Source organism: Brevundimonas sp. AVps7 (genome assembly GCF_058681545.1).
Genome location: NZ_CM178742.1, coordinates 1,319,693 through 1,332,443, shown reverse-complemented (window position 1 = coordinate 1,332,443; position 12,751 = coordinate 1,319,693). Strand labels below are relative to the sequence as shown.

15 protein-coding genes are annotated in these 12,751 nt (G+C 67.7%); 4 read left to right on the top strand and 11 right to left on the bottom strand.

Going from position 1 to position 12,751, the window contains the following annotated elements:
* Window positions 1-11: 11 nt before the first annotated feature.
* Window positions 12-845 (bottom strand): universal stress protein, encoded by an 834-nt coding sequence (locus ACW17Y_RS06445; protein WP_492037941.1) that lies wholly within the window; start codon window positions 843-845, stop codon window positions 12-14.
* A 120-nt stretch (window positions 846-965) separates the two neighbouring features.
* On the opposite strand from ACW17Y_RS06445, the gene ACW17Y_RS06440 reads away from it, so the two are divergent.
* Both ACW17Y_RS06440 and ACW17Y_RS06435 read left to right on the top strand, forming a co-directional pair.
* Window positions 966-1,349, top strand: a complete 384-nt coding sequence (locus tag ACW17Y_RS06440) for a c-type cytochrome (protein ID WP_492037940.1) — start codon at window positions 966-968, stop codon at window positions 1,347-1,349.
* A 57-nt stretch (window positions 1,350-1,406) separates the two neighbouring features.
* Window positions 1,407-2,225 (top strand): helix-turn-helix domain-containing protein, encoded by an 819-nt coding sequence (locus ACW17Y_RS06435; protein WP_492037939.1) that lies wholly within the window; start codon window positions 1,407-1,409, stop codon window positions 2,223-2,225.
* A 135-nt stretch (window positions 2,226-2,360) separates the two neighbouring features.
* On the opposite strand, the gene guaA is transcribed toward ACW17Y_RS06435, so the two are convergent.
* The 6 genes from guaA to guaB are packed head-to-tail and all read right to left on the bottom strand — an operon-like array spanning window position 2,361 to window position 8,275.
* Window positions 2,361-3,926, bottom strand: a complete 1,566-nt coding sequence (guaA, locus tag ACW17Y_RS06430) for a glutamine-hydrolyzing GMP synthase (protein WP_492037938.1) — start codon at window positions 3,924-3,926, stop codon at window positions 2,361-2,363.
* Window positions 3,923-4,591: a 5'-methylthioadenosine/S-adenosylhomocysteine nucleosidase gene (locus ACW17Y_RS06425; RefSeq protein WP_492037937.1), complete on the bottom strand. Its 669-nt coding sequence runs from the start codon at window positions 4,589-4,591 to the stop codon at window positions 3,923-3,925. Before ACW17Y_RS06425 ends, guaA begins: the two co-directional genes overlap by 4 nt.
* Window positions 4,588-4,986 (bottom strand): lysozyme inhibitor LprI family protein, encoded by a 399-nt coding sequence (locus ACW17Y_RS06420; protein WP_492037936.1) that lies wholly within the window; start codon window positions 4,984-4,986, stop codon window positions 4,588-4,590. Before ACW17Y_RS06420 ends, ACW17Y_RS06425 begins: the two co-directional genes overlap by 4 nt.
* On the bottom strand, window positions 4,986-6,404 hold the full coding sequence (locus tag ACW17Y_RS06415; RefSeq protein ID WP_492037935.1) for an RsmB/NOP family class I SAM-dependent RNA methyltransferase: 1,419 nt from the start codon (window positions 6,402-6,404) through the stop codon (window positions 4,986-4,988). Before ACW17Y_RS06415 ends, ACW17Y_RS06420 begins: the two co-directional genes overlap by 1 nt.
* An 8-nt stretch (window positions 6,405-6,412) precedes the next feature.
* Window positions 6,413-6,814: an MAPEG family protein gene (locus ACW17Y_RS06410; protein WP_492037934.1), complete on the bottom strand. Its 402-nt coding sequence runs from the start codon at window positions 6,812-6,814 to the stop codon at window positions 6,413-6,415.
* A 3-nt stretch (window positions 6,815-6,817) separates the two neighbouring features.
* A complete protein-coding gene (guaB, locus tag ACW17Y_RS06405) occupies window positions 6,818-8,275 on the bottom strand; it encodes an IMP dehydrogenase (RefSeq protein ID WP_492037933.1) in 1,458 nt (485 codons plus the stop codon).
* Between the two features lie 144 nt (window positions 8,276-8,419).
* On the opposite strand from guaB, the gene ACW17Y_RS06400 reads away from it, so the two are divergent.
* On the top strand, window positions 8,420-8,950 hold the full coding sequence (locus tag ACW17Y_RS06400; protein ID WP_492037932.1) for a DUF2061 domain-containing protein: 531 nt from the start codon (window positions 8,420-8,422) through the stop codon (window positions 8,948-8,950).
* 76 nt (window positions 8,951-9,026) lie between these two features.
* Here ACW17Y_RS06400 and ACW17Y_RS06395 read toward each other — a convergent pair whose 3' ends face one another.
* Entirely contained in the window at window positions 9,027-9,755 is a 729-nt protein-coding gene (locus tag ACW17Y_RS06395; RefSeq protein ID WP_492037931.1) for an RlmE family RNA methyltransferase, read from the bottom strand.
* A gap of 70 nt (window positions 9,756-9,825) precedes the next feature.
* Here ACW17Y_RS06395 and ACW17Y_RS06390 point away from each other — a divergent pair, with 70 nt between their 5' ends.
* A complete protein-coding gene (locus ACW17Y_RS06390) occupies window positions 9,826-10,275 on the top strand; it encodes a peptidylprolyl isomerase (protein ID WP_409013080.1) in 450 nt (149 codons plus the stop codon).
* 45 nt (window positions 10,276-10,320) lie between these two features.
* Here ACW17Y_RS06390 and ACW17Y_RS06385 read toward each other — a convergent pair whose 3' ends face one another.
* The 3 genes from ACW17Y_RS06385 to ACW17Y_RS06375 form a co-directional block, all read right to left on the bottom strand.
* On the bottom strand, window positions 10,321-10,869 hold the full coding sequence (locus tag ACW17Y_RS06385) for a hypothetical protein (RefSeq protein WP_492037930.1): 549 nt from the start codon (window positions 10,867-10,869) through the stop codon (window positions 10,321-10,323).
* 87 nt (window positions 10,870-10,956) lie between these two features.
* Window positions 10,957-11,586: a methyltransferase family protein gene (locus ACW17Y_RS06380; RefSeq protein ID WP_492037929.1), complete on the bottom strand. Its 630-nt coding sequence runs from the start codon at window positions 11,584-11,586 to the stop codon at window positions 10,957-10,959.
* A gap of 94 nt (window positions 11,587-11,680) precedes the next feature.
* Entirely contained in the window at window positions 11,681-12,661 is a 981-nt protein-coding gene (locus tag ACW17Y_RS06375) for a M20/M25/M40 family metallo-hydrolase (RefSeq protein WP_492037928.1), read from the bottom strand.
* Window positions 12,662-12,751 lie beyond the last annotated feature (90 nt).

The following is a 12,751-nucleotide window of genomic DNA, read 5'->3' as shown; positions in this document are numbered from 1 at the left end:
ACGCGCCGGGGTCAATGGCTTAGCAGCAGGCAGACCGGGGACGCGCCCAGCAGCCCGTGGGTGACGCCGCCCAGCACCCACTCGCGCAGCCGGGCATGGCCATAGCCGCCGGCGACGATCAGGCCCGCCTGATGCGCGTCGGCGAATTTGAGGATCTGGCTCGATCGCGCCCCGCCATCGCCTTGGAGCACCCGGGCGCTGGCGCTGATGCCATGGCGACCGAGGAAGGCGGCGACGTCCGCCGTGCGGCTTCCGGCCTCGTCCATGCCGCCCTCGGCGCAGATTTCGATCACATGGGTCTGGGACGAGGCTCTCAATATCGGCAGGGCGGAGGCGACCGCGCGTTGGGCCTCGCGACAATCCTTCCAGGCCACCACCGCCGCCGTCCCCATGGGAAGGCGATCCGGCGCGGGCGGCACGATCAGGACGGGGCGACCCAGGGCCATCAGGGCGTCGCCGGGGTCGATGGACCGTTGCGGCCCTCGCGCCGGATCGAGACGCCCCAGGATCAGCAGGTCGGCGGCGCGCATCGCCTGCCCCACGACATCAGACGGAAACCCGATCCGCCCGCGCCATTCGCAGCGAGCGGCATGGGCTCCGACTGCCTTCCAGAAGGTCGTTTCAGCCTGGCTCACATCGGCCTCGGCCATGTCGCGGAACAGGCCGAGCATTTCGCCCAGCATAGCGCCGCCCGCGAAGGGATCGACCTGGGGCGCGTCCGGCAGACTGGCCGATATCCCGATGACACGGGCGTCGAAAGTCCCGGCGAGGTCACAGGCGATCGCCACCCGCGCCTCGGTCTCGACGCCCTGGTCGACATAGACCATCAGGCTCGCATAGGTCATGGTTTCGGCTCCAGTTTCGGGCCAACTGCGCCCTTCGCCGGGCCGACGCATTGATCGGGATCAAGGATGGCGGCGGATCCGCAGGGCAGGATGGTCGCTTCATCCGACGGAGACCCGCCCGTGAACCCGATCCCCGCCCTTGGCCTCCTGCTGGTTCTGTCCGCCTGCGCGCCGATGGCTCCCCCCGGAGCGGTCCGCGCCTCCCTCGATCCCTCCCTGTCGGCAGCGGTTTCCCCGCAGGACGACCCGGTCGCGCGCGGCGCGGCTTTCGTCCAGACGCAATGCTCGGGCTGTCATGCGGTGGGTCGCTCGGGGGACAGCGCGATGCCCGCCGCGCCGCGGCTGCGCGACCTGGGGCGACGCTATCCGGTCGATCAGTTGGCGGAAGCCTTCGCCGAGGGAATCGTGACCGCCCACCCCGCAATGCCGGAGTTCGTGCTGTCACAGGACGAGAACCGCGACCTGATCGCCTACCTCAAATCCATCCAGGCTGACGGCGCATGACCGTTCAAGGCGTAAGGGCCTGACCGGGGCGGAGGCCTGCCGCCTTTCCTGATCGCCATGTCGATCATCCTGGCCTCGGCCGCTCGCTTTTCCGATCGGGAAAGCGCATCCTTGGGCATGCTCGCCGTCAGGACCTCCGAACTTGCGCTGCGGTCTCCGCCTGACGGATGCGCAGATCGCCTCAGGGCCAACGACTGCAACCGCTGCGGCGCGCGGGCGCTGAGCGTATGCGGCAGTGTCGCGGATTCCGATCTGGCTCGCCTCGGAGCCCTCGCCGAAGTCGTGACCCTGACGCCCGGCGCGGTCCTCACGCGCGAGGGCGACGCTGCGCCCTACGTTTTCAACATCACCTCCGGGTCGCTGAGGGTCTACAAACTCCTGCCGGATGGACGCCGCCAGATCACCGGCTTCCTGTTCGCCGGCGACTTTCTGGGACTTGCGATCGGCGAACACTACGTGTTCTCGGCCGACGCCATCGAACCCACCACCGTCTGCCGGTTCCGCAAGGGACCGTTCCGCGCACTGGTCGAGAGCTCGCCGCCGCTGGAGCATATGCTCCTGCAGCGGACCTCTCACGAACTCGCCGCCGCCCAGAACCAGATGCTGCTGCTGGGGCGCAAGACCGCCATTGAGCGGATGGCCTCCTTCCTTCTCGACCTGCCGGGCCACGACCCTGCCCGTCCCACCGCACCGGGTCATGTCCGTCTGCCCATGAAGCGCGGCGAGATCGCCGACTATCTGGGCCTGACGATCGAGACGGTCAGCCGCGTGCTGACGCGGATGAAGGCCAAGGGCATCATCTCGATGCCGTCACAGAGCGATCTGATCGTCCAACGCCCCGATCTGCTGCGCGCCCATGCCCAGGGCGAGATCTGACCTCCGGCCTTTGAGCCAGATCAAGGTCGGGACGCTCCAGGCGTCCTGTCGCGGGTCGATCGGAGACTCCTGACTACGCGGATCCAGGCCTTGCCGGGGTGAAGGCCCTCAGGACCCGGCTCGGGAGGCCGTAAATCATTCCCACTCGATCGTGCCCGGCGGCTTCGACGTCACGTCATAGACCACGCGATTGACGCCCCGGACCTCGTTGACGATCCGCGTCGCGCACTTGCCCAGCACGTCCCAGGGGAACTCGAAGAAGTCGGCGGTCATCCCGTCGGTGGAAGACACGGCGCGCAGGGCCAGCACCTTTTCGTAGGTGCGCGCATCGCCCATGACGCCGACGGTCTTGACCGGCAGCAGGACGGCGAAGGCCTGCCAGATCTTGTCGTAGAGACCGGCCTTGCGGATCTCGTCCAGATAGATCGCGTCGGCCTGTTGCAGGGTCTCGACGGCCTCGGGGGTGATCTCGCCGGGGATGCGGATGGCCAGGCCCGGTCCGGGGAACGGGTGGCGTCCTACGAACGCATCCGTAAGCCCGAGCTCGCGGCCGAGCGCACGGACCTCATCCTTGAACAGTTCGCGCAGAGGCTCGACGAGCTTGAGCTTCATATAGTCGGGCAGGCCCCCGACGTTGTGGTGGCTCTTGATGACGTGGGCCTTGCCGCTGGAGGACGACACGCTCTCGATCACGTCGGGGTAGAGGGTGCCCTGGGCGAGGAATTCGGCTCCTTCGATCTTGCTGGCCTCGCGGTCGAAGATCTCGATGAAGACGCGGCCGATGGTCTTGCGCTTGGTCTCGGGGTCTGACTGACCCGCCAGCTCGCCGAGGAATTCCTTCGACGCATCAACGTGGATCAGGGGGATGTTGTAATGTTCCCTGAAGAGGTTCGTGACCTGGGTCGCCTCGTCCTTGCGCAACAGTCCGGTGTCCACAAAGACGCAGGTCAGCTGGTCGCCGATGGCCTCGTGGATCAGGACGGCGGCCACCGAGGAGTCCACGCCGCCGGATAGACCGCAGATCACCTTGGCCGAGCCGACCTGTTCGCGGATCTGGGCGATCTTCTCATCGCGATAGGCGGCCATGGTCCAGTCGCCCTTCAGCCCGGCAATGCCGTGGGTGAAGTTCTTCAGCATGGTCGCCCCGCGCGGGGTGTGCATCACCTCCGGATGGAACTGGACGCCGTAGAAGCGGCGGGTCTCGTCGGCGATGACGGCATAGGGCGAGCCGGCCGAGGTCGCGACGACGTCGAAGCCTTCCGGGATGGCGACGATCTTGTCGCCGTGGCTCATCCAGACGGTCTCGTCCTCGCCGACCGGGGCCAGGCCGGCCAGCAGGGGCGAGGATCTGGCGACGGTGATCTCGGCGCGGCCGAACTCGCGGGTGTGGCCGCCCTCGACCTTGCCGCCCAGCTGTTCGCACATGGTCATCTCGCCGTAACAGATGCCCAGCACCGGCACCCCGGCCTCGAACACGGCCTGGGGCGCGCGGGGACTTCCCTCTTCGTGGACGCTTTCGGGACCGCCCGACAGGATGATCGCCGCCGGCTTCAGCGCCGCCAGCGCCGCCTCCGCCTTCGCATAGGGATGGATCTCGCAATAGACGCTGGCTTCGCGCAGGCGGCGCGCGATCAGCTGCGTCACCTGGCTGCCGAAATCGACGATGAGGACCTTCTGGTGATCAGTCGTTGCGGCGGTCATGCGGTCTCCATGGGATCGGCGGTCAGGCGTTCGAATTCGGCTTTCAACAGGTCCAGCGCCTCGGCCAGACCCTCGTCGATCACCGCGAGCGTGTCGGTCCAGTCGGACAGGCCGGTCAGGTCGGCCTTGCCGTCCGAAATCCCGCGGAGGCCCATGACCGGCACGCCGAACTTCGCAGCGGCGCGGACGACGGCATAGGTCTCCATGTCCACCATGTCGGCGTCGATGTCGTCATAGGCCTCGCCGGTGACGACGCTTCCGCCTGTGGCGAGGCGGGCATAGGGCTGGCCTGCCGGGCCGCTGGCGAGCGTCAGGACAGCGGGTTCGTCGAGGAAGGGGGTGACGCCCTTGGCGAAGCCGATCGCCGAGGCGTCCATGTCGCGATAGGCGACCTCATCCACCCAGTAGACGCGGCCGTGCTGCAATGTCTGCGATCCCGCCGAACCGAGCGACAGGATCAGGTCGGGCAACCGCCCTTCCCGCTCCAGCATCGCCAGGGCGACCGTGGTCTCGACCGCCGCCTCGACAGGGCCGACGCCTGTGATCAGGGGCCGGATCCGCGCCCGCAGCGCCGGGCCGTATTCGGCGTGCGCCGCCATGACGCACAGGGCTGTCAGCGGGCCGAAAGCCGTCAGGTCCCAGGGCGTGGTCGCCTCAGCGCTCAACCGAGTCTCGCCTCAAGCCACAGGGTGCGTTCCACGGTCTTGCGCAGGACGCATTCGGCCATGTTGATGCGGGCGATCGTCCCCTGCCCCGCCTCGGCGGCGCAGTCGCTGTCGCGCGTGGACAGCCATGCCCGCTGCGAGCGACGGAAGCCGGCGGCGGCCGTGGCGCTGGATTGGGCCATGAGTGCGCGATAGGCGCGATTCAGTTCGGCGTCGCGACCGACCAGTTCATCGGTGTTGCACTTGACCATCTCGACCGTGGTCTCGGCGACGTTCAGGCAGCGGTCGTAGCGAGCCGACAGTCGGGCATCGATCTCGTCGTCGCTCTGGGCGATGGCCGGCGCAGCGCAAAGGACGAAGACGGCCAGACCGAGCAGCAAGCGGGAGTTCAGCATCAGGCGGTCCGTTCGTAGATCGCGGCGAAGAAGCCGTCGGTGTCGGTGGTAGCCGGGGACAGACGCAGGCGGTGACCGCCGTTGGCGAGCTCGGCCAGCTTGTTGCGACCCGCGTCGGTGAAGCCAGACGATGACAGGCCTTCGGTGATCGCGACCGGCGCGAACGACGGATGATCTTCCTCGAAGTGGTCCAGGGTCGCCTCGTTCTCGACCCGCAGCATCGAGCAGGTGACATAGACCAGACGCCCGCCTGGTTTCACCAGCTTGGCCGCGCGGGCCAGGATGGCGATCTGCAGCGAGTGCATGCGGTCGACTTCTTCGGGCTTCAGACGCCAGGCGTCCTCGGGGCGGCGACGCCAGGTGCCGGAGCCGGTGCAGGGCGCGTCGACGAAGACAACATCGGCGATGCCGACGATGTCCTCGACCCCGCCGCCGTTGGGACCGAGATGGATCAGCTCGGCCTCGACGCCCGCGCGCGCCAGCCGGGGCCGGATGTTGTCGAGCCGCTTCTGCACCACGTCGCAGGCGATCAGCCGGCCCTCGGCCTTGGCGATGGTTGCGGGTTTGGCCCTGGCCTTGGGCGCATCGACCCAGCCGGTCGGCGTCCAGATGCGTTCGGGCTCGGGCGGCGCGGCTTCGACGCGCGAGGCGCCGACGGCCAGCCCCTGCATGGCCAGACCCAGGGTCTTGCCTCCGCCCCCGGCGCAATAGTCGACGACGGTCATGCCGGGCCGGACGCCCGCAAGCCAGCAGGTGATCTGGCTGCCCTCGTCCTGGATCTCCATGCGGCCCTGTTTGAAGGCCTCAAGCGCCTGGACGTTCGGCGGCGGCTCGGACTGGAGGCGCAGGCCGGTCGCGGACCAGGGCGTGCGTTGCGGCGACAGGCCGGCTTCGCGCAGTTCGGCCTCGACCTCGGCCACCGTGGCCTTGGCCAGGTTGACCCGCAGATCGATCGGGGCGCGCGGCAGCATCAGGCCCGCAGCCTCCTCGGCCCAGCGGTCGCCGAAGGTGTTCTTGAAGTCGTCGACCACGAACTCGGGCAGGCCGGCGAGCGCCCAGGCGGGCGCCCCGTCGTCGGTCAGGCTGATGCGGCTGCGTTCCTGTTTCGACAGGGGCTTGGGGCCGTATCCGTCGCCGGAGTGCAGGGCCTCGATCTCCTCAAGCGACAGACCGTCGATCAGGCTCAGCGCGCCGATGATCAGGGCGCGACCGTCCTCGCGCCCGCCCATGGCCCAGACCAGACGGCCCCGCGCGCGCAGGACCTTGTAGACCTGATCGGCGATGGCGCGGCGGTCCCTGGAGCCGGCGTAGCGGTTTTCGGTCCCCCAGGTCTTCAGAACGGCCTCGGCCGGGGCCTTGCCCGCAGTGATGCGGTCGATGATGGCGGCGGCGGAGGCGAGACGAGCGGCTGGGGTCACTTAAACTTTCAGATGAACAGGGCGGCGACGATCATCAGGAGACCGGCGAGCGATGTGAGGAAGGCCAGGCTGCGAATGCCCGTCACGCCGAAGGCGTACAGGGGCACATAGACGACGCGAGCCCAGAAATAGAGCGTAGCGCCCCAGTACGTCAGAAATCCGTCCTCACCCGCAACATGGGCGATCAGCACGGCGCCGAGGAAGAGCGGCAGGGTTTCGTACAGATTGGCCTGGGCCCGCTCGAGACGGCCGGTGATCACATTGGACGGCGGCACGGCGGCGTCGCGGGGCCCGGCGTTCCATTTCGGCCCGTGCTGCAGCGTCCGGCCGGTGGCGGGCAGGAAGATCTGCACCACCGCCAGCAGGATGGCCAGGGCCGCATAGGTCAGTTCGGGCGTCATGTTGAACATCTGCTACCCCTGCCGATAGTTCGGCGCCTCGCGCGTGATCATCACATCGTGGACATGGCTTTCGCGCAGGCCGGCGCCGGTGATCCGGACGAACCGCGCCCGCTCCTGGAAGTCGGCGATGGTGGCGGCGCCGACATAGCCCATGGCGGCGCGCAGCCCCCCCACCATCTGGTGCAGCACCGGGGCGATCGGCCCCTTGTAGGGGGTCTGGCCCTCGATGCCCTCGGGCACCAGCTTCTGGGTGTCCTCGACTTCCTTCTGGAAGTAGCGGTCGGCCGAACCCGCGCCCATCGCGCCCACCGAGCCCATGCCGCGGTAAGACTTGTAGCTGCGGCCCTGGTACAGGAAGACCTCGCCGGGGCTTTCGTCGGTACCCGCGAACATCGAGCCCATCATGGCGACCGAGGCGCCGGCCGCGATGGCCTTGGCCAGATCGCCAGAATATTTGATCCCGCCGTCGGCGATGACCGGCGCGCCCGAGGCCTTGGCCGCCCGGACGGCGTCGATGATGGCGGTCAGCTGAGGCACGCCGACGCCCGCGACGATGCGGGTCGTGCAGATGCTGCCGGGACCGATGCCGACCTTGATCGCATCGGCGCCCGCATCGATCAGGGCCCTGGCGGCGTCATAGGTGGCGATGTTGCCGGCGATGATCTGGAGCCGGTTGTTCTCGCGCTTGATGCGCTCGACGACGCGCGAAACCTGGGCCGAGTGGCCGTGGGCGGTGTCGATGACCACCACGTCGCAGCCCGCGTCGGCGAGGGCCATGGCCCGCTCGTAGCCGGCGTCTCCGACGGTCGAGGCTGCCCCGACCAGCAGACGACCCTGATCGTCCTTGGCGGCGTGGGGATGGGCCTGGGCCTTCTCGATGTCCTTCATCGTGATCAGGCCGGTGGCGCGATAATCCTCGTCCACGACGATGACCCGCTCGATCTTGCGGGTGCGCAGAAGCTCGCGCGCCTCTTCCTTCGAAGCCCCCTCGCGAACCGTGACCAGTTCGCCCGTGGTCATCAGCTGGTCGGCGGTGTGGCTCGGATCCGTGTCGAACCGCATATCGCGGTTGGTCAGGATGCCGACCAGCTTGCCGCTGGCGTCCACCACCGGGAAGCCCGAGATCTTCCGCGCCGCCACGATCTGGCGAACTTCACCGAGCGTGGTTTCGGGGCGGATCGTCACCGGATTGATGACCATGCCGCTCTCGTACCGCTTCACGGCGCGGACCTGATCGGCCTGCTGCTGCACCGTCATATTGCGGTGGAGGATGCCCAGACCGCCGGCCTGGGCCATGGCGATAGCCAGCCGGCTCTCGGTGACCGTGTCCATCGCGGACGAGGTCAGCGGGATGTTCAGCCTGATGTCGCGAGTGAGCCGGGTCGAGACGTCCGCGTCTGCGGGCATGATCTCTGACGGACCGGGTTCAAGCAAAACATCGTCGAAGGTGAGCCCTTCGCGAATCTCCATGGGAGTCTCCGTTTTGCGGGCCGCCTATCCTCTTTCGCGGGTGCGAAGTCAACCGTGACGACCTGCATCCGACGCTTCGCCACATTCGTAACTTTTTTCAGCGGCGCTTGAAACTTTCAGCCAAAGCTAACATTTAAGGACCTGATGGTCGTCAATCTCGCCCGATCCGTGCGGAGCCTCGCGCTCAAGATCGCCTCCTACGGCGTGATGCACCTCGTCGTCGCCATGCTGGTGGCCTTCGCCATCACTCGCGACTGGCGCATGGCCCTGGCCATCGGCGTGGTCGAACCCTTCTTCCAGACCATCGCCTATTCCTTCCACGACCGGGTCTGGCACCGGATCGAGCATCGCCGCATGGGCAGTCCGATCGAGGAGACGGCCGAGGCCTTCACCGCCCGCCTGAACGTCATGGACGCCGAGGAACAGGCCCGGACCCGCGCCCACCACGGCCACACCCACGGCCTGCCGTCGCTGAAGAAGATCGCCGCGAAGACGCTGACCTATGGCCTGATGCATTTCGCGGTCGCCGTGGCCGTGGCCTACGCGATCACCCAGGACTGGCGCACGGCCCTGGCCATCGGCGTCGTCGAGCCTCTGGTCCAGATGGTCTTCTTCGCCATCCACGACCGCATCTGGACGGTCCGCGAAGCCCGCCGGGCGCCCCGGACCGCCTGATCAGGCCATCCACTGGTACCAGGCGCCGTGCGGACGGCCGCCTGTATGGCCAAGGCCGCGCGGGCCCCGGCCTGGCTCACTTCTTGTTCAACGCCACCAGATAGACCTCCGACGAGCCCTTACGGCTGGCGGCGGGCTTGACGTATTTCACGTCCTGGAAGTTCGCGCGCAGGTCGGCCAGCACATGGCCCGCGTCCCCGCCCTGGAAGTTCTTGGTCACGAAATGTCCGCCGGGCCTCAGCGTCCGGATCGCGAACTCCGACGCGATCTCGATCAGGGCGATGATCTTCAGGTGATCCGTCTGGCGATGCCCGACCGTGTTGTGCGCCATGTCCGACAGCACCAGGTCCGGCGGCCCGCCGAGGGCGTCGATCAGCTGCTGGTCCACGCCGGGCGCGGTGAAATCGGCCTGGATCAGGATCGACCCGGGGATCGGTTCGATCGGCAAAAGGTCGACGCCGACCACAGACGTCGCGCCCCGATTGACGCAGACCTGGATCCAGCCGCCGGGCGCGGCGCCCAGGTCGATGACCCGGGAACCCCTCTTCACCAGCCGGAAACGGTCGTCGATCTCCGAGAATTTGAACGCAGCCCGGCTGCGCCAGCCCTCGGCGCGCGCCTTCTCGGACCAGGGATCGGCCAGCTGGCGCTTGATCCATTCGATCGACGAGATCGACTTCTTCTCGGCCGTCTTGATCTTGCCGCCCATGCTCCGGCCGGCGGCCGTGCCGCCGGTGGGCGGACGGACCATGCGGCGGCGCGCGGGTTCGACAGGCGCGGATGTGGGCTTTTCGTCGTCACTCATCGCTCCCACATAGCGCCCACGGCCCTCAGCGGCTATGACCCCCGCCAATCATCCGAAAATGGAGCGCCACATGGCCGACCAGACCCTGACCCTGACCCTCGACACCGGTGACGTCGTCATCAAGCTGCGCCCCGACCTGGCGCCCGGCCACGTGGCCCGCATCACCGAGCTGGCGAGCGAAGGCTTCTACGATGGCGTCGTCTTCCACCGCGTGATCCCGGGCTTCATGGCCCAGGGCGGCGATCCGACCGGCACCGGCACCTCGGGCTCCAAGAAGCCGAACCTGAAGGCCGAGTTCTCGTCGGAGCCCCACGTGCGCGGCGTCTGCTCGATGGCCCGGACGAACCAGCCCGACACGGCCAACTCGCAGTTCTTCATCTGCCTGGACGACGCCACCTTCCTGGACCGCCAGTACACGGTCTGGGGCGAAGTGATCGAAGGCATGGACCACGTCGACGCCCTGCCCAAGGGCGAGCCGCCCCGCGCACCGGGCAAGATCGTCAAGGCGACGGTCAACTAGGACTTTCGGAAAGGCGGCCTTCGCGGGCCGCCTTTTTCGTATCCGTCAGTCGCCGCCGTACCAGTTCAGCTTCACGCCCGAGAAGCTCTGGTCGCCGATCCGGATGGTCGCCGTGATCGCCGGCTCCTCCGACCCGCCCAGATTGCGGCGCGCGGTCGCCAGGGTCCCGGCGTTCAACTGACCGTCGAAGCTGATGCGGTCGCCGTTCGAACTGGTCCCCGTCATGCGGATCCGGCCGTCGCTGACCGAATAGCTGTCAGGCAGGACCCGCTCGGTCGTCTCGCCGGGGACGAGGAACTCCAGCATCACGGGGGCGAAGGTCGCGGACCGCTTGCCCTCCTCCCAGTCGGCGAACTCCTGCGCCTGACCGACGAACAGATGCATCAGCGAGTAGTCGCCCGGACCGACCTGGGCCTCGCCCACCTGGTAATAGCCGGACAGGTCTTCGCTCTGGCTGTGGGCGAAGGCGCCGCCGCTGACGGGCGCGGTTGCGGGCGTCTCCCCGCCCGGCGCGGTCGGCTTCGAAGGCGTATTCAACAGGTCGCAGCCGGCCAGCGCCAGGGTCGCCGTCGTCAGGAGAATGATCGTCCGCATCGCCCAAGGGTCTCCGTGTCCGCGCCGACAGGACCACGTGACGCGGGCGCCGTCCAGCCGCCCACCCTGCGGATCAGATTTCGTCCGTCAGGGCAGGTGCAGCAGGATCGGCAGCCAGCCGGCGGCCTGGGCCATGTCCACGGCTTCGAAGACCGGAATGGCCAGAAGGAAGACCAGTCCATCGCGAATCGTCGTCAGGAAGAAGCGCGGCTTGATGCTGAGATCCTCTTCGTCGCGCCATTTCGAAAAGTCGGGGCCACAGCGGGGCGTGCGCGCCATATAGGCCTTGTAGGTGTCGCCGAACTCGGCGGTCAGCCACGCTTCCTCCTTCTCGATCGTGAAGTGGAAGACGACGACGGCGATCAGCACGAACAGGGCGGCGATCACCATGCTGCCGGTCTGGGCGCCGACCCCGAAGGCTCCGGCGTAGCTGAAGACATAAAGCGGGTTTCTGCTCAGCGAATACGGTCCGGTGGAGACCACCTCCTGCTTCTTGCGCCCGCCGATATAGAGCGAACACCAGGCGCGTCCGACGATGCTGAGCACGATGGCGCCCAGGCCGACCGATTCGACGGCTTCATGGGTCGGACCGTCGCCCCACCAGGTGGCGGTGAACATGGCCAACACCACCACCGCCAGCAGAGACAGGCCGATGGCCCATTTCCGGATCTTCTGGATACGCTGAAGATCGAACGCGTCGGTAGTCACCGTCGTCATAGCCGCTTCCAAGCCCCCTCGGTTATCCGAAGACCGAAGCGCCGATACGCGGCCAGGCGCAACACCTATCTTTGCAAGTGAAAATCGCCTGCGATCAGCGGTCCAGACCCTGATCCAGCGCCCGGAACGCCGAGTACGACAGTTCGACCGCGCTCTGGAACACCGACGGCGTGATCCGCTCAAAATCGTCCGACGGGCGGTGATAGTCGGGGTGGTAGTTCACGCCCAGATACAGGAACGGCACCTGGGCGTTGAAGAAGGCGCCCTGGTCCGAGGCCTCGACCCAGTTGTCCGCCCCGGTGTCCTGCGGCGTGTCCTTGCCGAAGGCCAGGGCCACCGAACCGTTCGCCGGGATGGTCTCCAGAATCGGCCGGAAAGTCGGGTGCTGATAGGTGCCGGTGACCCACAGCTTCCCGTCAGTCTCGGCGCGGGCGATCATGTCGAAGTTCAGGTTCATGGCGATGGACGACAGCGGCACTGGCGGCGCCTGGACGAAATGCTTGGCGCCCAGCAGGCCCCGCTCTTCGCCGTCGAAGCCCACGAAGATCACGCTGTGCTCGGGCCTGGCGGCCTGCAGGCGGGCGGCGACCTCCAGCATCGTCGCGACGCCCGAGGCGTTGTCGTCGGCGCCGTTGTAGATCTGGCCGCCGTTCATGCCGACGTGATCGTAGTGGGCGGTGATGACGATGTAGCGATCCGGAACCCGAGTGCCCTCGATCAACCCCAGCACATTGACGCCGTTGAAGGTCTTGGGTCCCTCGCGCGTGCGGCCCTGCGCCTCGAACGGCTGCAGCCGGCCCATCGGCGGGGCGGCGACGCCGAGCGCCTCCAGCCGCGACACGATATAGGCCCGCGCGCGCTCACCGCCGGGCGCGCCCGTGTCCCGTCCCTCCATGTCGTCCGCCGACAGGATGCGCACATCGGCCATGAGCTGGTCGTAGTTCACGGACGGGGCGGCGGGGGCTTCGACAGGCGTCTCGGCCGCTGGCGGGGTCTCGGACGTCATGCCCGCACAGCCGGACAGAATCAGGGCGGCGACGGAGGCCAGGGCGGCGGCGCGAAGGGAACGGGACATGGAAACTCTCTGGAAGCGTCTGTCCCGGAATAGCCGCCTCCGGCCCTCGCGTCCGGTTAAATTCGTGTCATCCGCCCCGCTGGCCGCAAC